Annotated in this window: 21 protein-coding genes; 12 read left to right on the plus strand and 9 right to left on the minus strand. The window is 42.9% G+C overall.

Annotated features, from left to right (window positions below; genetic code table 11):
- Positions 1–363: 363 nt before the first annotated feature.
- Positions 364–1050 (minus strand): cation transporting ATPase C-terminal domain-containing protein, encoded by a 687-nt coding sequence (locus QUB66_RS10040; protein WP_332967480.1) that lies wholly within the window; start codon positions 1048–1050, stop codon positions 364–366.
- A 343-nt stretch (positions 1051–1393) separates the two neighbouring features.
- On the opposite strand from QUB66_RS10040, the gene QUB66_RS10045 reads away from it, so the two are divergent.
- Positions 1394–2416 carry a cysteine peptidase family C39 domain-containing protein gene (locus QUB66_RS10045; protein ID WP_332967481.1) on the plus strand — a complete coding sequence of 341 codons (1023 nt, stop codon included), beginning with the start codon at positions 1394–1396 and terminating at the stop codon, positions 2414–2416.
- A 192-nt stretch (positions 2417–2608) separates the two neighbouring features.
- On the opposite strand, the gene QUB66_RS10050 is transcribed toward QUB66_RS10045, so the two are convergent.
- Positions 2609–2809, minus strand: a complete 201-nt coding sequence (locus QUB66_RS10050; RefSeq protein ID WP_332967482.1) for a hypothetical protein — start codon at positions 2807–2809, stop codon at positions 2609–2611.
- Positions 2810–3004: 195 nt separating this feature from the next.
- On the opposite strand from QUB66_RS10050, the gene QUB66_RS10055 reads away from it, so the two are divergent.
- The 4 genes from QUB66_RS10055 to QUB66_RS10070 all read left to right on the plus strand — a co-directional run bounded on the left by QUB66_RS10055 (position 3005) and on the right by QUB66_RS10070 (position 7177).
- Entirely contained in the window at positions 3005–4054 is a 1050-nt protein-coding gene (locus QUB66_RS10055; RefSeq protein ID WP_332967483.1) for a caspase family protein, read from the plus strand.
- 125 nt (positions 4055–4179) lie between these two features.
- On the plus strand, positions 4180–4710 hold the full coding sequence (locus QUB66_RS10060; RefSeq protein WP_332967484.1) for a hypothetical protein: 531 nt from the start codon (positions 4180–4182) through the stop codon (positions 4708–4710).
- Between the two features lie 5 nt (positions 4711–4715).
- Positions 4716–6998: a DEAD/DEAH box helicase gene (locus QUB66_RS10065; protein WP_332967485.1), complete on the plus strand. Its 2283-nt coding sequence runs from the start codon at positions 4716–4718 to the stop codon at positions 6996–6998.
- Between the two features lie 35 nt (positions 6999–7033).
- Complete coding sequence (locus QUB66_RS10070; RefSeq protein WP_332967487.1) at positions 7034–7177, plus strand: hypothetical protein; 144 nt, start codon at positions 7034–7036, stop codon at positions 7175–7177.
- Positions 7178–7190: 13 nt separating this feature from the next.
- Here the strand turns inward: QUB66_RS10070 and QUB66_RS10075 are convergent, their stop codons facing one another.
- Both QUB66_RS10075 and QUB66_RS10080 read right to left on the minus strand, forming a co-directional pair.
- On the minus strand, positions 7191–7403 hold the full coding sequence (locus QUB66_RS10075) for a DUF433 domain-containing protein (protein ID WP_332967488.1): 213 nt from the start codon (positions 7401–7403) through the stop codon (positions 7191–7193).
- Between the two features lie 120 nt (positions 7404–7523).
- Complete coding sequence (locus QUB66_RS10080) at positions 7524–8570, minus strand: isochorismatase (protein ID WP_332967489.1); 1047 nt, start codon at positions 8568–8570, stop codon at positions 7524–7526.
- Between the two features lie 258 nt (positions 8571–8828).
- Between QUB66_RS10080 and QUB66_RS10085 the strand changes: the two genes are divergently transcribed.
- Together QUB66_RS10085 and QUB66_RS10090 are read left to right on the plus strand one after the other, a co-directional pair.
- Positions 8829–9560 (plus strand): TVP38/TMEM64 family protein, encoded by a 732-nt coding sequence (locus QUB66_RS10085; protein ID WP_332967490.1) that lies wholly within the window; start codon positions 8829–8831, stop codon positions 9558–9560.
- Between the two features lie 16 nt (positions 9561–9576).
- On the plus strand, positions 9577–11112 hold the full coding sequence (locus QUB66_RS10090) for a mercuric reductase (RefSeq protein WP_332967492.1): 1536 nt from the start codon (positions 9577–9579) through the stop codon (positions 11110–11112).
- Positions 11113–11320: 208 nt separating this feature from the next.
- Here the strand turns inward: QUB66_RS10090 and QUB66_RS10095 are convergent, their stop codons facing one another.
- Both QUB66_RS10095 and QUB66_RS10100 read right to left on the minus strand, forming a co-directional pair.
- On the minus strand, positions 11321–12169 hold the full coding sequence (locus QUB66_RS10095) for a phosphatase domain-containing protein (protein ID WP_265238769.1): 849 nt from the start codon (positions 12167–12169) through the stop codon (positions 11321–11323).
- 177 nt (positions 12170–12346) lie between these two features.
- Positions 12347–13432 carry a T4 RnlA family RNA ligase gene (locus QUB66_RS10100; RefSeq protein ID WP_332967494.1) on the minus strand — a complete coding sequence of 362 codons (1086 nt, stop codon included), beginning with the start codon at positions 13430–13432 and terminating at the stop codon, positions 12347–12349.
- A 188-nt stretch (positions 13433–13620) separates the two neighbouring features.
- Here QUB66_RS10100 and QUB66_RS10105 point away from each other — a divergent pair, with 188 nt between their 5' ends.
- The 3 genes from QUB66_RS10105 (at position 13621) to QUB66_RS10115 (ending at position 15775) form a co-directional block, all read left to right on the plus strand.
- Complete coding sequence (locus tag QUB66_RS10105) at positions 13621–14181, plus strand: hypothetical protein (protein ID WP_265238773.1); 561 nt, start codon at positions 13621–13623, stop codon at positions 14179–14181.
- A gap of 246 nt (positions 14182–14427) precedes the next feature.
- On the plus strand, positions 14428–15474 hold the full coding sequence (locus QUB66_RS10110; RefSeq protein WP_332967496.1) for a hypothetical protein: 1047 nt from the start codon (positions 14428–14430) through the stop codon (positions 15472–15474).
- Between the two features lie 64 nt (positions 15475–15538).
- Positions 15539–15775 carry a type II toxin-antitoxin system Phd/YefM family antitoxin gene (locus QUB66_RS10115; protein WP_265238777.1) on the plus strand — a complete coding sequence of 79 codons (237 nt, stop codon included), beginning with the start codon at positions 15539–15541 and terminating at the stop codon, positions 15773–15775.
- 36 nt (positions 15776–15811) lie between these two features.
- On the opposite strand, the gene QUB66_RS10120 is transcribed toward QUB66_RS10115, so the two are convergent.
- From QUB66_RS10120 to QUB66_RS10130, 3 genes are all read right to left on the minus strand, one after another.
- A complete protein-coding gene (locus QUB66_RS10120) occupies positions 15812–16252 on the minus strand; it encodes an MAG6450 family protein (RefSeq protein WP_332967498.1) in 441 nt (146 codons plus the stop codon).
- Positions 16253–16708 (minus strand): Panacea domain-containing protein, encoded by a 456-nt coding sequence (locus QUB66_RS10125; protein WP_265238780.1) that lies wholly within the window; start codon positions 16706–16708, stop codon positions 16253–16255.
- Between the two features lie 85 nt (positions 16709–16793).
- Positions 16794–16970: a hypothetical protein gene (locus tag QUB66_RS10130; RefSeq protein WP_265238781.1), complete on the minus strand. Its 177-nt coding sequence runs from the start codon at positions 16968–16970 to the stop codon at positions 16794–16796.
- Positions 16971–17032: 62 nt separating this feature from the next.
- Here QUB66_RS10130 and hemC point away from each other — a divergent pair, with 62 nt between their 5' ends.
- Together hemC and QUB66_RS10140 are read left to right on the plus strand one after the other, a co-directional pair.
- The gene (hemC, locus tag QUB66_RS10135; protein ID WP_265238783.1) at positions 17033–18004 is read left to right on the plus strand and encodes a hydroxymethylbilane synthase; all 972 of its coding nucleotides are present in this window, start codon (positions 17033–17035) and stop codon (positions 18002–18004) included.
- A 459-nt stretch (positions 18005–18463) separates the two neighbouring features.
- Positions 18464–19285, plus strand: a complete 822-nt coding sequence (locus QUB66_RS10140; protein WP_265238785.1) for a S1C family serine protease — start codon at positions 18464–18466, stop codon at positions 19283–19285.
- Positions 19286–19777 lie beyond the last annotated feature (492 nt).

Raw genomic sequence — 19777 nt, forward strand, 5'->3', positions numbered from 1 at the left:
TGTACAAATATCATTCTTTGAGTATATTGACAATAATTACATAAAATGTTAAAAGGCGGGTGGAGAATCTCCCGATCGAGCGATCGCTCGTGGAGGCACACTTATATGATAAAAAAATAAAGTTTTTAATGTTTTGCTGAGAGACAGGTTCCCTGCAAAACACTCAAAACTGACGATTGTCAAGTATTTAATTGTCTGTGGGAGGGATCGAAAACAGAAACAGTCCTGCACCCATCAATACCAAAGAAACCGGGTTTTTCACCGATGTTAAAGGCTACAATCCAATATTTGCTTAAAAAACCCGGTTTCTGCGTCCACGACTAAGAAATAAAATATCGATCGACTCCTGAATGCCGAATCCTATTAATTAGGCGGATCAAAACGGTTGACAGAAAGCGCAACACCGATCGCAGGTAGCGCGATAACGAAGCAAATCAGCCACTGACTGAGATTCATCGGAGCCGTCTGGAATATTTGATTGATAAACGGAGAATTAGCAAAAATCACCTGCAAAATCACAGCCGCAGCAATGCTCGCAGCCAGGGCAGGAGCGCCGCTAAATTTTTCCTTCGAGCCGTTAAATTTAGCCATCAAAGAAGGTAGCAACTGGCTGAGACTCAACAGGTAAAAAATTCTCGCCATTACCAAAGCTTGAATTGCCATTGTCCGGGCTAGCGGCAAAGTTCCCCAATCCGATTGGCGCACCCATTCAAACATTCCGAAAATTATCGTCCAGTTGTACAAAGAAATTGCCAAGATTCGTTTGATCCGACTTTCAGTCAGGAAAGGTTCGTTAACTGGCCGCGGCTGCTGTTGCATCACCCCCGGAGACTTGGGTTCAAAAGCGAGCGGTACAGTCATGGTGATTGAGTTGAGCATATTCAACCAGAGGATTTGCAGCGACAAAATCGGCAAATCTCGGCCGAGGAGGGTGCTGAGCAAAATTGTCATCGATTCTCCGCCGTTGACGGGGAGAATGAAGCTGATGGATTTAAGCAGGTTTTTGTAGACCGACTCCCAGACTATCTTTGAATGGGTTTTGATTTCCATCTATTTTACAAAAAATGTGTCTGTTTTGGCGATCGATTTGGGATTTTTTTTGCGGTGCTAAATCTTTTTTGGGGAGTTTGTAGAACTGGTAAAAAGAGTTACTAGACTGCTTGACAGATGGCAAATTTTAAGGGAGCATTTCTTTTTTGCAAAAAGCATTTTTTTTACAGTGCGAGCGTCTCCGCTCGCTTGGTTCTATAAGCAAGCCAGCGGGGATGCTCGCACTATTTAAAGTGTTGTTTATTTTACAGTTTCCTGGCAATTTTCCCACTTTGCGACTGCGCCACGGACGATCGAACCCACAGCGTGTTAAAACCTAGTTAAGCAACAAAATTTTGATCTCATGGAAATAGTGGTAACGCTGCTGCTGGGTTCGGCGCTGTTTGTCTGGGGAATGCGATTCGGGAGGATGTTAGTTCGATCGGGTGTGACGGCTAACGATCTGTTTAAGGGGCACAATTCGATCGCCCTGCTGTTTTTGGGTTTGTATGTTGGGTTGCTGCTGCTGGCTTTAAATCTGCCGCAAATCCCAGCTTTGCCGATCGAGTGGCGCGTGCACGGAATGCGAGTTACTTGGACTTTGCTCAGGGTGATGTTGATGGGAGTTTGTGGTATTGGGTTTAGTATAAGTTGGTTGACGGCGCGATCGCAAGTAGTTGCAGTCATCTTAATTTGCTTGCTGGGATTGGGCGGATTTACCAGCGCTGAAGCCTATTTTCTGGCGCCAATTTATGATGATTTAGTGGACAACTTGCAGCCAAACGGTGTGTTTCGGCAAACATCTAACAGTAGTTGTGCACCGGCGGCGCTAGCAACCGTGTTGAGGCGTTGGGGAATCGAGGCGACGGAATCGAGTGTGGCGCGTTTGGCGGGTACGAGTCGCTTGGGTACTTCGATGCCACAGTTGATTGTAGCAGCGAGGGGGTTGGGTGTAAATGCGATCGAACTAGCGCCCAGTTGGGAGCAAATTCAGCAAATTAATCGCCCCGGAGTGCTAGCAGTTTGGCTGTTTGACGGCCCTCGAAAGTTGCCGCACGCCGTGGCTTTGCTGGGAATAAACGACAGTGTAGCAGCCATTGGAGACCCGGCGCGGGGCAAGATTTTCTATTTAGACAGAGCAACTTTTGCTTATGTTTGGCGGAATGAATACGTGCCGATTTTTCGGTCTGCCGATATCTTGTTAAGTGACAAACAGGCGATCGATTATTTGACTAAATTAGGATATAATAGCGGCAATTTAAAAGCAGACATTAAGCGATTTAAAACCGATAAAAAAATGAAAGTCAGCGGCAAATTAGATAGGATGACTGAATTAATGTTGAGCGGCCCTTTTTTGGAAGGCGTACCGAGATTGGATGGGAAATAGATCAAGCTGTAGGGTGTGTCGCCCTGGACAATTTCCAATAAAAATCGACAATCTCCTAGCGACGCACCTTATACAATAGTTACGCTTAGATTCGCTAGCAAATAGTTATTAGAAGAATTAATGAACCGCAGAGAACACAAAGAACACAGAGGAAGAGAAAAAGAGAGACTTTTTTCGGTTAGTTAGAGCCGATTACTCAATTAATAAAGACTGGCGCAAAGCTGCAATGACATCCTCGGCTGACTGCTGTCGAAATTTGCCTGTACGAAAATCAGCAAAGGTTTTTTGGGAATCCGCAGCTATTTCTACACGGCGATTTTCGCGGTGACAGTTTGGGAGAATTTTAATCAACATTTGCTGCTGTTCGTAGGTTAGGTTTAAAATGGCAAACATCACAGATAGGACTGCGATCGCTCAATTCTCAATAGCTCAGGGCATGAAAACCCTTCTTGCACCCATGTAGTTCAGGACTTAGGAATAGATTCTCTCAAACCCCTTAAAATAGGATCACAGTTATCTATGAATGCTATAATAGCTAAAATTCTGCCAAGGATGCCTAAGTCCTATATAAGTTGACTAAAACAGAGCGTGACTAATCAAACCTTCTCCAACGGCTACGCATTACTTATTGGCATCGGTGCTGATCTACCCGTCACCGTCAAAGATGCTACTGCTCTATATAATGTGCTGATCGACCCCAGTCGCGCTGCTTACTCAACAGAACAAATTGCCCTCCTAACCGAAACTTCTGCCACTCGGCAGCAAATTCTTGCTACATTCGACAGGCTGATTGAACAAGTTAGTCACAATCCGGAGGCGACTGTAATTGTGTATTATTCCGGTCATGGGGGACAAATAAAGAGTTTAGATGGCTCATCTGAGTATTTTCTAGTACCCTATGGCTTTAACAGTAGCAAAATAGCAGATACAGCTATATCAGGTAGAGAGTTTACTGAGAAGATTGAGGCGATTAAAGCTCGTAAGCTTGTTGTTCTCCTAGATTGCTGTCACGCTGGAGGTGTTCCTGCACAGAAGGAAGTTGATAAAAGTTTTACCAAGTCGCCGGTGCCACCTGACCTGTTGAATGTATTGGGATCTGGCAGTGGTAGGGTAGTAGTTGCTTCATCAAGAGAAGACGAGTATTCCTATACAGGTAATCCTTATAGTGCTTTTACTGCTTGTCTACTGGAAGCATTACAAGGCAAGGCAGCCGTCAATAAAGATAGTTATGCTCGCATTCTTGATGTCCTAATTTACCTATTTGACCAAGTACCTAAGCGAGCATCCGGCCCTCAACATCCGTTCGTAAATAAAGTTTTAGACTTAGGTGATAACTTTCCCCTCTGCTACTATTCAGGCGGCAGTAAGTTTCTACCAGGCGAATCGCCTTCTCTTGAGTTTACTCCTGCACCAACAAGCCTAAATTCTGGACAAAGACGGCGAATGGAACAGAAGCGAGATGGCTTGCAAGGTGAGTGGAACTTACGGAGTGAGAAGGTAAAACGGATGCGGGCGGACTTTGCGATTGAAACTGCGACAGCAGTTAAGTTCCAAGTGGAACAGCAACTGTTAGAAGAAGAGGCTAGATTAGCTCATTTAGGAGATGAAATTGATGCTGTTGAGCAAGCACTCTTGTAAATATGATACTGACGCAGCAGCATCCAGCTAACGTTTTTTGTCAGAAGCTTTATCTCATGTGTTTTTGATCACCGCTGTATATAAAGCTTAAAGCTAGCCTGTTTTTTAGTTATTTATCAAAAAATATGAACGATCTCAAAATAGCCTTTATTTCCAGTCATCGCTTTGAAGATGGTGCAGCGATTCGAGGCGCGGTACTTGTGGCTGATTGTGAGACAAAGCCATTGGAGTTTCGAGTCACGGCTACAGTGCGCCCTACTCTGTTCCAGAAAACCTTATACGGGAAATTACTGGATGAGCATATTCTCGTAGAACTTATAGCAGTTCCCTTACTAGAGCAACTTAAGGAAAAGCCTCAAATCCTATTAGTACGTGACCCACTTTTTCTGGGAATTAGCACGAAACAGACGATTCCAACTGTTTTGATTTTGAAAGAAGATGAGCTGGAATTTGGCAAAAACAATCCAACGGAACAATTAGATTCTGTTTCAGGTCATCCTCCTCTTATCCTGAAAACTACAGATAAGTTTAGCAAAGAGCTAAGCAGCATACGAGAGCAACTGGAGTCAATATATTCTCGTAGAGATCTACTAGAGCCATTTTCCCGTAATGCCATAGCGTGTCAGGAAGTGCATAATCAGAAGCTTGGAGAGTAATCCCTATGCTACTGATACGAAGTATTTCAAAACATATAACCAAGACAACATCTGGAGTTAAAAAACCTACTTGCTATCTGATAAAAGAATGGGTAATGGATCTACCGGAGACTCGCACGCAAAGTTTTCGGATAACTATTCCCCAGATTTCAGATAATTTGTGCCTAATTATTTCAAAAGTAAAAATTTCTGAAAATCTTTTGCCTGTTTTTCCATCAGTCTTTGAAATAAGTGAGCCACTTCAGACTCCTAGCAACTTTGAGATTGCCGAAAGTTTATTTATTCCTCGTTCCAATACTTTCGATCGCACAGATTTATTTAGTGTTAAAAATTGGACATCTACCAACTTAGTAGAATTCATTCCTCAACCAGACAGTTTTGAATATAATTACCCAATTAATCAGACATCCATTTCAGGAAACTTATTTCAACCCCTAGAAGCAGAAAAACCAAAAGGAAAAGCATTTGAAGACGAGACTCAACAGCTTAGAAGAAATCTTTCAAATCTTGGAGATGATGAAAAACTTCGTTTAATCGAGCAGGCTCAAAAAGACTATTCTCTGACCAAACAGGTAGATGTTTGGGATTTATTAAAGCCCTTACTACAACCACCTTTATTATTTAATTTTCCTGGTGAGCTTGATTTATATCAACCTTTACGAGGATATCAACAGGAAGGAATTGGCTGGTTAGTAGATAAATCATCAGCCTTACTAGCGGACGAAATGGGCACTGGTAAAACCGTGCAGACAGTAAATGCAATACGTCTTCTTTTCAGGACAGGAAAAATTAAATCTGCATTAATTGTTTGCCCTCCTGCCGTAATTGGTAGCGTTGCAATAAGCATTGAAACTGAAAAACCCGAAGGATGGATAGGACATTTATACCTTTGGGCGCCAGAACTTTTGACAACGGTTATTAGAGGCAGTAAGCAACACCGAAAACTAGCTTGGGAAACTCCTGTTCATGTGTATATTACAACCTATGATACTATCCGTAATGATTTATCCGATGGTTTATTAACTGATTCAAATAAATTTGATTTTGTTGCTTTAGATGAAGCGCAGAATGTAAAAAATAAAAATTCTGGGCGTTCTAAAGCAGTTCGTCAATTACAAGCCCAATATCGATGGGCATTAACTGGTACACCAATTGAAAATAGTGTTGAAGATGTTAAATCACTTTTTGAATTTCTTGAACCCGGCTTTTTTCAATCTAGTGTTAATTATTCAAATCAAGAAATAAAAGACACCATAAAGCCTTATATGCTTCGCCGATTAAAGCAGGATGTCTTAAAGGATTTGCCTGATAAAAATCATCAAGAAAAATGGTTGGATTTAGATGCAGAACAACGTAAGGCTTACAATAATGCTCTGAATGCAGGTCGTCTAGATATTAAAAATTCTTTGGGTAACAACAGTCAAGTTCAAACTCACATTTTTGCGCTTATAGCAAAGTTGAAGCAGATTTGTAATTTTGCTGAAGGGAAAGATGAAAGTCCAAAGACGGAACAATTAATTGAATATCTTGAAATAATAGTAGCTAATAATCAGAAGGTACTTATCTTTTCTCAGTATGTTGAAGAAGGGGTTGATAAACTAGCAAAAATATTAGACAAACAAGGGATTCGCTTTGTTTTGTATAAAGGTGGAATGTCTGATCGGGAACGCAATCAAGTGATAAGTGATTTTCGCAATAAGCCAGATGTCAATGTTTTCCTCGCTACAATTAAGTCGGTGGGTTTCGGCGTGACTTTGACAGAAGCTTCCTATGTAATTCATTTCGATCATCCCTGGAATCCTGCACAAATGCAGAATGCGGAAGATCGTGCACACCGAATTGGACAAACAAAGCATCTGACAGTGTACAGTTTTTGGATGAAAGATACCATTGAGAAACGTATTAAGAAGAAGTTAGCCGAGAAGCACCTGCTTGTCGAAAATGTGATCAATCCTCTTGCTGTTGAAGCAGTTGAAAATCCTATAACTACCGAAGAATGGTTAGACATCTTAGGCATCGAGACTAAACAGAAGACAAATCCTGAGCGAGTAAGTAAAGAAACTGTCACAGCAAGAAAACATCAGCGTATCCAACAACAACTCGATAGCCTCCAGAAGCAGTATGATGTGTTAAGTGAAAAGATAGCTGTTTTACGAGAAAATTCAGCGATCGCATCCGAAACTGCTCAAAAGTTTGAGTTAAAAAAGCAAATTGAGAAAGCCGAATTAGAAAGAACGCAACTCGATCGGGAGATTGAGGATTTGGAGAACAAACTTAAGGCTGACTAGAAATTATTGATTTAACTACATTTAACCAAAAAATCATGAGTGGATTTGGTGACGTGCCTTCGATGCTGGAAGTTTTTCCCAGGCGGCTTCCAACCCTGGTCGTGGCAGAGTGGCAATGCGGGCAAAGAACTCGCGATTTTCCTCTTGGTAATATTGTCGAAGTTCCTCACTTTCCTTGAGGACAACTTGCTATTATGCGTCAACTTCGGCCCAATGTGTATCTATGTAGAAGAGGGCTGCATTAATTTGCTCCTCTGTTAAATCAAACAAGGAACGAATAAATTTAGGCGGATATTGCGCGGTTACATAATCCATCACATCGTAAAGAGTGATGCGCGTACCTGCGATCGTCAATCCACGCTCTGTACGGATAATAGCCGATGGCTCATTGGATACTGAAGTCATAGTTAAAGCTTCTTGTTAACTTATCTTTATTGTACCTCACAAAGAAGCTAACAACGCATTTGGTGTAAGGTGTCCATTCCGCACCCAAGGGATTTTGTGTGAGGTATTCTTCGGCGCACCCTAGGAATTAGAAATATCTAGCCAAGTATCAATTGACTGAGTAGATTGAACCACATTCATCCCCGCCCCTGCGAATCTTAAAAAAGCCGCATCTGCTGCTTCCGTAAAATCAACAACACCCGGAACAACCACCGGCGAAGTGCAATCTTCCAACAAATAAACTTTCTTAGCTAACTGCACATCTCGCGCCAAAATTTCCGTCAACAAATCATCAATCGTCCAAGCAACGCAATGACTCTTCGCTTGTCCCGCAATAATTACCGCATCAAAACCGAGCAACTTATCAATAAACTTAGCATTTTTTTCAGCAATAGAAACCCCATCGGGCCCATCCAAGACTTCCGGCCGCAAAACCGAATAGTTTTCAGTTAAGGGATTGCCGCCTTTAATCTCAAAAAGTGCTTGACTATTGCGCGCCATACTATGAAAAAATATCGCTTCTTCCACAGCGGAAACCAGGGCGTGTCCGATGCCGCCCAACATTGAATGATAAGGCCAAATTGTCAAGGGATATTTGCCATCATTGCTGAGTTTCTGCACGTAGTGAAGGCAGTGTTTTTGCAGTGCCAAATAATTCCCTCCCGCAATGCTGTCAGCGACTGCTGGGTTTACTTTCCAGATACCTTTTTGCACATCTTCCAGCGTAATTAATGTGGCGGCTGGAAGGGGATGTTCGCCTGCATCATCTATCCAAAAAATCGGATGAAAAATTTGCATTGCGGTGTGGGTATCCATTGTCGGCGCAATGGTGGTAATTGAGTTTAAATTGCGATAAATAAATTTGCATAACCGCAGGTTATCATCAACAGCGCCGCTACCAGAACGCCCGCCTACAAATAGTTCAAATTCTGGCAAGCAAAAGGTATTTTGAGCGTCAATTATCAGCAAACAAATTTGTTTTTTGTCTGTAGCAGCGGGCTGAATGCTGTATTTATCAGCCCATGCTTTAGCTTCACGTGCGCGTTCTTGATAGGGAACGCGCCAGACTTCGCTAATTTTTTTGGTATCAAAATATTCAGGTATTGGAAGTTCGGTTTTTGCTGTCATGGCTAATTTATTTTGTAGTAAAGTCAAAAAATAATATGACTTATATCCTGTCCGGTAGATTGGCCGCAATAAACAAGGTTCGTAGTGCGGACTTCAGTCCGCTCTCAAGCTGCAGATTAAAGTCCGCACTACGAACTGTTTGTGCTATGATAATCTAGCGGACGCGATATTATGAAGGGGCCGCGCACCTTACTGGTAAAACGATCGCGTTTCAACATTGTTTGCCTTAGTCCTATGGTATCTATTTAAGGGTGAATTATGCCGCAAGAACCAAATCAAAATTATATTAATGAAACTTTTAAGCGCAAATTGTTGTTTTTGTCGATCGCCCTTTGCATCCCCATCTTAATTGTAGCAACTAAATCTCCCTACGTTCAACAACTTTTAAGAACTGTTTTAAGCCAAATCGAGCATTTAGGCATTTGGGGCCCGATCGCCTTTATCGCTACCTACAACTTAGCTACTATACTTTTTATACCAGGTTCCGCCCTTACCCTCGGAGGCGGGGTGCTGTTTGGCCTGTGGTGGGGCTCCATCTACGTGTTTGTCGCAGCAACTTTAGGGGCTACCTTTGCTTTTGCGATCGGGCGATACTTGTCGCGCGATCGCGTGGTAAAATACATGGAAGCTCACCCTAAGTTCAAAGCCCTCGATCGCGCCGTTGCTAAATCAGGATTTAAAATAGTCTTTTTAACCCGCCTTTGTCCTTTATTTCCCTTCAATCTATTGAATTACGCCTTGGGAATTACCCAGGTTTCTTTAAAAGATTACGTGTTAGGTTCCTTCGGGATGATTCCGGGAACTTTGATGTACGTTTACTCTGGTTCATTGATAGGAGATATTGCTGCAATTGGTACGGGAACTGTACCGACAAATCCCCAAGCAGAAGCTGTAAAATGGTCGATAAATCTGATCGGTTTTACTGCTGCTGTCGCAGTAACTTTATATATAACTAAAATTGCTCGCCAAGCTTTGGATGAAACTATTTAATTAGGAGAATTTGCTAATGTCTCAGTCAAAAGCCGATCGCATAACAGTCCCCCCGATGGACGAATACAACCAAAAATTAGTCTCCTATTTGCATCCCTCCGATTGGGTAAACCCGCAGCCAGCTAGCAGTTACAACTTAGTAGTAATTGGCGCGGGGCCCGCCGGATTAATTGTGGCGGCGGGGGCGGCTGGTTTGGGTGCAAAAGTTGCTTTAATTGAAAAACATTTGATGGGTGGCGATTGTTTGAATGTCGGTTGCGTACCTTCAAAAAGTTTAATTCGATCCTCGCGCGCTGTCGGCGATATCTGGAATGCGAGTAAATTTGGCGTTAATGTTTCTAACAATCCAGAAGTGGATTTTCCCGCAGTCATGGAACGGATGCGCCGGATTAGATCCGGAATCAGCGATGTTGATTCTGTCGATCGCTACCAGCACAAATTAGGAGTCGATGTTTTCTTAGGTTCCGGTAGTTTCACTAGCAATTCTACCATAGAAGTTGCAGGTCAAACTCTGCGCTTTAAAAAAGCAGTAATTGCCACAGGTGCAAGGGCGCGACAACCCCAAATTCCCGGCTTACAGGAAGCTGGATATCTGACAAATGAAACTGTATTTAACCTCACTCAAAAGCCTCAGCGTTTGGCCCTAATTGGCGCTGGGGCGATCGGCTGCGAATTGGCTCAAGCCTTCCGCAGACTGGGCTCGGAAGTCGTATTATTACACAAGAATGCTCACATTTTGGACAAGGAAGATGCGGATGCTGCGACAATTGTGCAGCAGGCTTTTGTCAGGGAAGGCATTCAACTAATACTAGAATCAAAAATAGACCGCGTTGAGCAAACAAATGCAGGCAAAGTGGTTTATTATCAATCTCAAGGTAAAGAAGCGTCGGTAACGGTAGATGAAATTATTGTGAGTGTGGGGCGATCGCCAAACGTGGAAGGATTGAATCTGGAAGCTGTAGGCGTAGAATACGATACACAAAAAGGCGTATTTGTCAATGACAATTTGCAAACTACCAATCCCCGCATTTATGCCGCAGGGGACATTTGCATGAAGCATAAATTTACTCACGCTGCTGATTTTGCCGCCAGAATGGTGATTCAAAACACTCTATTTTTCGGGCGCAAAAAGCTCAGCGCTTTGACGATACCTTGGTGTACTTATACAGATCCGGAAGTGGCGCGTGTCGGAATGGGCGATCGCGAGGCTAAGGAAAAAGGCATTGATATCGATACATTTTTAATTCCTTTCGATAAAGTCGATCGGGCAATTATTGACGGCGAAGAAGAAGGATTTGTGAAAATCCACGTCAAGAAAGGCAGCGACAAAATATTAGGTGCAACTATTGTAGCACGACACGCTGGCGATATGATCAGCGAGATTACTTTGGCAATGGTTAACAATATTGGTTTAGGAAAGATTGCTAGCACAATTCACCCGTATCCGACGCAAGCCGAAGCAATTCGGAAAGCTGGAGATGCTTACAATCGCACTCGCTTGACTCCATTTGTGAAAAATTTGTTCAATAAATGGCTGGCTTGGACGCGATAAAATTGTAGAAGACCGGGCGGTTGAAACCGCGTCTATAAAAACAAAACCCGGATGGTGCGCGGGTTGAAAAATGAGGGGTTAAAATGAGATTATTTTCTTCAGTCCGCGGAGGCGGACATCGTTTGTGTAGGCGCGGTTTCAACCGCCGTCTGATCTTGCATTATAGCATCACGGCGAGGGCGACAAATCGCCCAACATCCATCCTCAGTCAAAAATCGCCTTCATCTACTTGAAATACAGTCAATCCCAACGATCGCCACATATCAACGACTTGCTGGCGATCGTCCAATACAAACTTAACATTATATTGCCCTGCAATATGCTGCCGATAGATTTCCTCCTTCATAATCGCATCCTTCCTCATATCCCCAGTTTTCCGCAGATAGAGGCCTGCATAATTGACCTCGTATTGCCGTAACCATTGTTCAGTCTGAGGTTGACAGTCATCGGTTCTACCCGATACTACGATAATATTAACGGTAGACTGCCACTTGCGGACGGTATCTAGGACGGGCTGATTCGGTAAATCGCGATCGCACTTTGAAGCATCAAAAGGATTTCTACCATTGAGAAGTGCCAGCGTACCGTCCATATCCACAAGAATTGCATCCGGCAAATCCGGGTTGTATTCCGGCGGCTGAACGGGAACCCGCACATACTTATTGTACATCTTCACGATCACATCTTTACCCACCGAATTAAGTCTTTTTAAATCCCGTTTAATACATTCTTCCACCGGAACTTGCAGGAAAGAATCATTAACTTCAACGATAGCTTTACCCTTGACCAACTCCTTGATATGCTCGATGTGATGCCCAAAATTAGTATCATCAACAATCACGTGCTTGCCGCTTTCCAAAGCCATCAAAATAATCGTATCTCTCAACTGCACAATAAACTTTTCATTCGTCGGCGACCAATGAGAAGCGTGAGCCATTTCTCTCAACAAATCTTTATTGCTACGCACCCACCGTGCAGGTTCAGACAGCAGCAATTCCCTCGCAAATTGAGATTTTCCAGAAGCAGGTAAGCCGACAAGAACAATAACTCTTTTCATGACAATTGGTAATTGGGCATAGGGCATAGGGCATAGGGCATAGGGCATAGGGCATCGGTTAGTCGTTATTGTTTATTGGTAGAGCATCACAAATAACAAATAACAAATAACAAATGACTACTCACACTCGATAATTTATCCGTTAAATCCGTTACAAAATCCGTTGCCGAACTTCTTTTACAAACCTAAATTGATGTAATCCAAACCCAATAACTCTTCCATCTTATTTATCGTAACATTACGGAGAGCCTCTTTTACGCCCGCAACTCTGCGGGCCCGTAAAGAAAACAAAATCCCCGCATACGGCAAATGTTTCACCGCGAAAGCAAAATCTTTCTGCACTTCGATATGTTCATGCTGTCGATAAACCCCCTCAATTTCTTCAACCAAACATTGATACTTACTCTTAACTTTTTGATACAACTCACTCCACTCAGGAAAATAAGCTAAAAACTCTTCTCCTTCATTAGTCAAAACAATTTCGATCATCCTGCGGGTAGAAAACCCTTCGCGAAGATGGGAAATCGCGACATATTGCGGAGACTTAACCTTAACTCGGTTGAAGTTAGCGTCGCAAATAATATACCCTTCCGAATCCATCGGATCTAAATGTTGAGATGCTTCGATAACTTCTTTCCAGCTAGTCAAAGGATAGAAATTGACTACTTTCCACACATATCTGTTAGCCCAAAAATGGGGATCTGTTTCTCGCAGTGTTTCAGTATTGCGAACCCCGTGTAGCACGATGTCATTGTTGTTTTGCTGAACAACTATTCTATTATAAGGTGTCATCAACTCAAAGATAAAACACTCATCGCTTGCTTCCGGTAATTCATATCCCAATTCTTTCCAGACTTTCCAAAAAAGTTCGGCAAAGCTAAATCCAAAACCGTTAACTTCGCCGGCTGCGTCGGGAGTACCGCTAGATTGCACTCTCCATTCTCCTTTATAGAAATACATTACAATCAGAGAACCATCTAGTTTTTCGTAAACTTTGGCGCTACTCCAATCAATTGCTGCGGCGTGGCCTTCCCCGTAATTAAAAAATTTGTCATAGGGATAAGAAACTATTTCCCAGTTTTGAGATGAATCTAAAATAATGCCTCGACACTGCTGGACTATTTTTTCGCCCAGCGGGGATTCTATCTGCGAGTATTTCAGACATACTAAATCGGGATATTGGCGGTGGCGGGTCACTTTGATATGATAAGTTTCGCACAATGTTTCTAATCCGTGCTGGCGTAAATACTCTTGCAGTTCCACGTTCGATTCCTAAGTTTGTCGCTTGCTCTATTTTATCGGAAACTATATATTTTTGCGGATTTGTAAACAAAAATTAAACTATTTTTTTTTAATCCCTATTGTAATTTTTATATTTTGGAGTATCGTTGTAAATAGGTGAAAGCAGTTGGGGGCTAAAAGGGAATGTTTCAACATCTAGGACAAAAACAGTGAAAAATAAATTATTATTTTTGGCGACTTCTGCGTGCGTGTTGACTGCTTTAGTACCTGTATCGCGAGTTTTTGGTGCGGGCGAATTGTCGCAGCGGTTGTCGGAAATCCAATCTGTGGCTGTAGCGGGTACTGCTGTTCCGGTAAGTCAAATCTTGGCAAAATTAAAAGGCAAAACACAAGTGCCGATTTTTATTCCCAGTCGGCTTATTGTTTCGCAGAAGCTTTACTATTACAGCCAAGCGCAACCGAATAGCTATGCTATTTCAATAGATTATACAGCAAATTGCCGGGGTGCGGGAGCTTGCAATTTTGGGGAAGTTCGATCTCAAAAAGGCGGTGAATTTTCTACGAAAGTAGAAGGGGTAACTAAGACTTTAAAAAATGTTAAACTTGCCGGCGGAGTGAAAGGAGTTTTTCACAACGGTTGTGGTGCTTACTGCACGGCTTCTGTTGAGTGGAAAAACCAGGGATTTCTGTATACCGTATCAATTAAAAACGGAGGGGAATCGGAGGTGATTTTAACAGCAAATTCTGCTATTCTAGCTGGGAAACGCTAAGACAATTTTCGATTTTGATTGGGTATTTTTTACTCGTTCAATCAAAGGTGTCATTGCGAGGAACGAAGCAATCTTAGTCTTGGCGATTGCTTAGTTACCTCGCAATGACAAAAGCGAGGCAGAGCAAGAGTGATATCGATTGCCAGGCTGAGCCTGGGAACCAGTTAATTTTTGTAGCCTGGAAGTTAACCTGTTAAAGAATATACTATAGTTTTTTTTCGCTTACCTACTTGGAGGGAAATCAGGATGAGGGGAAGATGGCTATTTGGGGCGATTGTTGCTGGTGTGGTGACTGCTTTGACGATCCTCTTCGTTGGCGTAGCCCCCGTAGGGGCGGGCTTCGCGATCGCACTTTTGACACCATACTCAGCCCTAGCAAGGACAGAAACGCAAATAACAGAAATTCGCTGGTTTAATTATACTTCTCAAGATAGCTGGCAATCCGCACAATTTATTGTACCCGATCGCAATACTACACAATCTGCCGGCAGCAGCAAGTTGCGGTTGTACGATGTTCATATTGCCAAGATGTTTGAGATTTCGAGTTTTTTGTGCGATCGCGATCGCACTTCAGCAGGTTACAATTGGTCTTACGGAGCCGACAATGGCAACATTGACATGGGAATCTTCAAAATTAGCTGCAATCTCGCCCGCGCCACAGCCAAAACTTACGGGCTAGGGAAACCAGAAATTACAGTAATTCGCCGCAACTTCGATCAGAAAGACGGCCGCCCTTCTCTTGCTGTCGAAAAATATTCTATTCCTACTTTGAACGTTGCTAAAACTAGAGTTGTACAGTGGAGAAATTTTGTCCAAAAATTTCCCCCAATTCCCAACAATTCAGGTACAAATCAAGCTAATATTCGTTTTCCTGTAAGTAACATTTTTCAGCAAATCAAAGGCAAAACACGAGTACCTGTTTTTCTGCCGATCATACTTCCTTTATCTGACACTCAGCAACTTGATTTTGACGTGCAAGCTGGCTCCCACGGTTACATTGTTGGAATGTATTTAGGCAAAGGCTGCCGCGGCGGAGCTTGTTCTTTCGGCACAATCGAAGCGAAAAGAGATGAACCGTTTTCGCCTCCTTCGCAATTGCCGAGGGATACTTATAGAAGCATTGAATTAGCGGGCGGAATGAGGGGAATTTATTTCCAGACTTGCGGTAATTACTGCATTTCTTATGTGGAGTGGCAAAGGCTGGGTGTACTTTACCGAGTAAGTATCAAAAATGGACGGCAGTCAGATGTTGTTCGGATAGTAAATTCTGCACTCCAAGCAGGGCCACGTTAATACCATTTTCGATTTTTGATTTTCGTTGATGTACAATTAAACTGTACCTAAAAAAACTAATAAGATGCCTGCGATTAGCGTTGAAGAAGCCAAGCAGAATCTGCAAGCTATCTTGGAAAAAGTGACGAAAGGAGAAGAAGTGACAATCGTACAGGAGGGCAAAGTAGTAGCTCGCGTAGTCCCGCCGCTATCCAAGGAGGAGTGGTTAGCTAGGCATAAAGTATTCCGAAACTCCATTAATGTCAAGGGCGAACCCCTGAGCGCAACAGTCATTAGGCTAAGGGAGGAAGCACGGTATTGATTTATATAATAACTTTAACATCTATAACAAATATTTTTATTCGGGACAAACTGAATGATTGCGGTCAAACCAAATGATGTAGTAAACAGACTGAACGCGAAACCCAAATATCCATTTTTTCTCATCAATTCGCATTTCTGATAATCTCTCATCTTCAGGAATATTGTCAGGCAAAGTCGGATGAATGTTAATCAACTTATAACCCGTTCCCACTGATTCACCTCGTTTTTTTGAGCCGTGACCTTTGATTTGACCCCAAGTATATTTCTCGATTTTCTTTAGTCCTTCAATGAGGTCATTGATTTCTGATGATGTCCAGTCAGATAGAAGCCAACGATTTTTATCTGCATAAGTGAATCTGAAGCTAGGATGCTCGTCATCTGTACTGCTTGGTCGATTTAACTGAGTTGCTTGCTCTGGAATTCTTCTTTGTTGCTTGTTTTGAGGTGGCTTTGGTATTTGACTTTTTTTACCCACTTACGCCTCCACCAAAGGTGCATAGCAGGCTTTCATATCTTCGTGGGAAATGATTTTAGTTGATGTTTCCGCAGGTTCTAATCCCTGGCGGGCGTTGAGCCAAGGTGTCTCAGATTGGGTCAATTCTGCCAAATGTTTAGCACTTAATTCTCCATAAGCATTCCAAACTTCTTCGAGTACCTCAATCTCATCTTCTTCAAATTCTCCCTCAAAATTATCAGGAGCGGGAATATCGGTATATTTGTAAGCTTTGTACTCATCCCAAACATGGCGGACAATGGGGCCGGAAACCCAAGCTTCAATATCTTGAAAAAATAGCTGCTGGCCTCTAAAGACTAAACTCCAAGCTTGTGCGTAATAAACGAGTTTTTGCAGTTTGAGAGGAGAAATAGTATCGCCTGCTTCTCTATCGACACGACATAAAAAGTAACGAGCTACATCCAGAGCGCTTTTCATAGTTTTAGGATTTTAGTAATTTGACAAATTTAATTTTTATGGTAAGCTATTCGGTGGCTTGAGAAGTTCGATCGCTATTTCCCCCTCATTCCCACATTTCTCTCCTCAAATCCTGCAACCTGGGAGCAAACTCTTCAGCTAAACCAGCTTCAGCCCGATCGACCCTAGGCAAATCATACACCGTCGGCTGCCTTCCGCTCTCCAGGTCGATCGGCTCAGTTTTATCCCCCGAATTGTCCCAACCAGCAATTAAAGTCCCCACCTGCGGTACGCTAGATCAGGTGAATATACTGGCTCATTTCAAGCTATCCTGCGATCGATCTTATGTCCCCAACCACATCTGCCCCCTCCCGAACCGTCCGCATCGGTTCCCGCAAAAGCCAACTCGCCCTCGTCCAAACCCACTGGGTGCAAGCAGAGCTACAGAAACACTTCCCGGAACACACTTTTGAAGTCCACACCATGTCCACCCAAGGGGACATAATTCTTGATGTCGCCCTCGCTAAAATCGGCGACAAAGGACTTTTCACCAAAGAATTAGAAACGGGAATGCTCAACAATGAAACGGACTTTGCCGTTCATTCCCTCAAAGATTTGCCTACCAATTTACCTGAAGGTTTAATCTTAGGATGCGTCACGGAACGAGAAAATCCCGCTGATGCCCTGGTTGTACACTCCAAACACAAAGACAAGCAACTCGACACCCTCCCAGAAAATGCAGTAATCGGTACTTCTTCGCTGCGCCGACTGGCTCAACTGCGGCACCATTTCCCTCACTTTGAATTCAAAGATATTCGCGGCAATCTCAATACTCGACTCGCTAAATTAGATGATGGCGGTTACGACGCGATTATTTTAGCAGTTGCAGGACTCGAAAGATTGGGAATGGGCGATCGCATCCACCAAATTATCTCTCCCGAAATCTCCCTTCACGCCGTCGGACAAGGTGCTTTGGGCATCGAATGCCGCGCCGGGGACACCGAAATCATGGCAGTGATCAAAGCTCTCGAACACTCGGAAACCGCCCAAAGATGTTATGCCGAACGCGCATTTTTGCGGGAATTAGAAGGCGGCTGTCAAGTACCAATCGGCGTAAATACCAAAATAGAAAACGGTCAATTAACCTTAACCGGAATGGTATCGAGTCTCGACGGCAAGCGATTCGTCAAAGATACTGTTTCCGGCACAGCAGATACTGCTGAAATGCTGGGAATTGACCTCGCCCACCGCCTGCGCGAACAGGGAGCGAGTGCAATTTTGGAGGAAATTTTTATCGAAGTTCAACGCGGTTCATAAATGCGATCGGCATTAATTTCTCAATGCTTTTAGACGCGAGATATCGCCTTTTGTTAAATAAAAATAATTGGCGGTTCGCTTTTGTTTTGACAGGTACAATAGCAGTCTGATTGTAGATTTTAGATGGTAATTTTCAATAAAATTGCCGATTTCACAAATATAGCGGTTCTCAAAAAAGTGAGAATAGCCCTATGCCCTATGCCCTATGCCCTATGCCCTATGCCCTATGCCGGATATTACCTCATCTTTCTGAGAAAGGCTATATCTGACTAATTTAGGACGCTCCGCACGGTGTTGAGAAACCCGGTTTATGGATGGATGCCAGGGTGTAAAGCCCAGGATTTTTAGTAGAAACCGGGTTCCTTTACATCAGCCCTATAATTGTCAATATACCAATCCAAAATCTACAATCAAACATCCCAAATAAATCAGCAACCTAATTTCAGGGAAAGGTAAAATATGAGCGAAACTCAATTAAAGCTAGGATTGGCAAAAGTTCAGCAACTTTATCGCAAAATGCAGGCCGATCAGAAAGCTTTGCAGCAGCAATTGAAAGAGTTTAAAACCCAGACGGGAAACTTTTCCGATGTCGTCGAGCAAGTCTTGCCCTCCGTAGTTTCAGTTTACGTGATGGATTGGGAGACAGGAGAAGAAATTTCTTCCGGTAGCGGCTTTTTTGTTTCCCCTGACATAATTGTCACTAACTATCACGTTGTCGAAGATATTGCCGATGAAGATTATTTCTACGAAGAAAATGAAGTCGAACAGGTTTTAGTTGAAACTAATGACGGAAAGTTGAGAATGGCAGAGGTGGTATTTACTGGCAATGCGGAAGAGGATTTAGCATTGCTTTTGATTACTGGTTTTATGATCGATCCAGAAACAGGGGAACAAGTAGAATCTCCCGAAGAATATCCTCCTTTAGAGTTATCTTTTGATGTGAAAGTGGGCGATCGGGTAATTGCTGTGGGCAATCCTTTGGGGCAGTTTTCCTCAACTGTAACTCAAGGTATTATTAGTGCAATTCGCGAACCGGAAGAGTATGAGGTGGGCGAGGATGATGAAGATGAGGTTGCCGAGGTGAAGGTGTTGCAAACTGATGCGGCGATTAATCCAGGAAATTCGGGCGGGCCATTGATTAATATGGCCGGTCAAGTGGTTGGTGTGAATACGTGGGGATGGGAAGATGCTGATAGTATTAATTTGGCGATCGCCTCCGTGGCTTTGGATGACTTTTTAGCTGGATTTGAGGAAACTTTTGAGGGTGATGGCGAGAATTAGTCGGTAGTTGTCGGTAATCTGTGATTCTGGCGTTGGCGAAGCCCTCGAAGAGGATCGCTCTTTTTCTGAGACGGGATGAAAAGGGCGATCGCCTTTATGAGGAAATAGCCGAAGCAGGCGCAATTGTGCGGAGTGGCATCAGGAATTCTTGCTTTTCTTCGGGAGTGATGTAGCCACCATTGACGGCCATTTGCATTAGTTGTTCGACAAATTCTTTTAACTCTGTAATAACTTGAGTTTGATGCAGTTGAAAGTGTTGATTTTGGGATTTTAGGGTAAACTCGTTTGGAGATAGATATCCAAACTTTTTGAAATTACAGCTAATGCGATCGTTGGCTAATGGCTGTAATTCCAGAGTGAGGCAAACACTTTCAACAAATTCTATTTTGATTGATTTTCCTTGGGATAAATCACTGGTAGTGATAAATATGTAGTGATTAGATATTCATTGGCTCAAAACATAGTTGTAATGATGGATAAAATACCAAATAG

This window comes from Microcoleus sp. A2-C3 (assembly GCF_036706065.1).
Classification (GTDB): Bacteria; Cyanobacteriota; Cyanobacteriia; order Cyanobacteriales; family Microcoleaceae; genus Microcoleus.

What these genes read in the sequence shown, in the direction of transcription:
- QUB66_RS10050 (WP_332967482.1), bottom strand. Translation starts at nt 2,809, where the DNA reads ATGTTTGCCATTTTAAACCTAACCTACGAACAGCAGCAAATGTTGATT.
- QUB66_RS10075 (WP_332967488.1), bottom strand. Translation starts at nt 7,403, where the DNA reads ATGACTTCAGTATCCAATGAGCCATCGGCTATTATCCGTACAGAGCGT.
- QUB66_RS10115 (WP_265238777.1), top strand. Translation starts at nt 15,539, where the DNA reads ATGCCTGCGATTAGCGTTGAAGAAGCCAAGCAGAATCTGCAAGCTATC.
- QUB66_RS10070 (WP_332967487.1), top strand. Translation starts at nt 7,034, where the DNA reads ATGAGTGGATTTGGTGACGTGCCTTCGATGCTGGAAGTTTTTCCCAGG.
- QUB66_RS10090 (WP_332967492.1), top strand. Translation starts at nt 9,577, where the DNA reads ATGTCTCAGTCAAAAGCCGATCGCATAACAGTCCCCCCGATGGACGAA.
- QUB66_RS10140 (WP_265238785.1), top strand. Translation starts at nt 18,464, where the DNA reads ATGAGCGAAACTCAATTAAAGCTAGGATTGGCAAAAGTTCAGCAACTT.
- QUB66_RS10045 (WP_332967481.1), top strand. Translation starts at nt 1,394, where the DNA reads ATGGAAATAGTGGTAACGCTGCTGCTGGGTTCGGCGCTGTTTGTCTGG.
- QUB66_RS10040 (WP_332967480.1), bottom strand. Translation starts at nt 1,050, where the DNA reads ATGGAAATCAAAACCCATTCAAAGATAGTCTGGGAGTCGGTCTACAAA.
- QUB66_RS10095 (WP_265238769.1), bottom strand. Translation starts at nt 12,169, where the DNA reads ATGAAAAGAGTTATTGTTCTTGTCGGCTTACCTGCTTCTGGAAAATCT.
- QUB66_RS10085 (WP_332967490.1), top strand. Translation starts at nt 8,829, where the DNA reads ATGCCGCAAGAACCAAATCAAAATTATATTAATGAAACTTTTAAGCGC.
- QUB66_RS10110 (WP_332967496.1), top strand. Translation starts at nt 14,428, where the DNA reads ATGAGGGGAAGATGGCTATTTGGGGCGATTGTTGCTGGTGTGGTGACT.
- QUB66_RS10065 (WP_332967485.1), top strand. Translation starts at nt 4,716, where the DNA reads ATGCTACTGATACGAAGTATTTCAAAACATATAACCAAGACAACATCT.
- QUB66_RS10060 (WP_332967484.1), top strand. Translation starts at nt 4,180, where the DNA reads ATGAACGATCTCAAAATAGCCTTTATTTCCAGTCATCGCTTTGAAGAT.
- hemC (WP_265238783.1), top strand. Translation starts at nt 17,033, where the DNA reads ATGTCCCCAACCACATCTGCCCCCTCCCGAACCGTCCGCATCGGTTCC.
- QUB66_RS10080 (WP_332967489.1), bottom strand. Translation starts at nt 8,570, where the DNA reads ATGACAGCAAAAACCGAACTTCCAATACCTGAATATTTTGATACCAAA.
- QUB66_RS10125 (WP_265238780.1), bottom strand. Translation starts at nt 16,708, where the DNA reads ATGAAAAGCGCTCTGGATGTAGCTCGTTACTTTTTATGTCGTGTCGAT.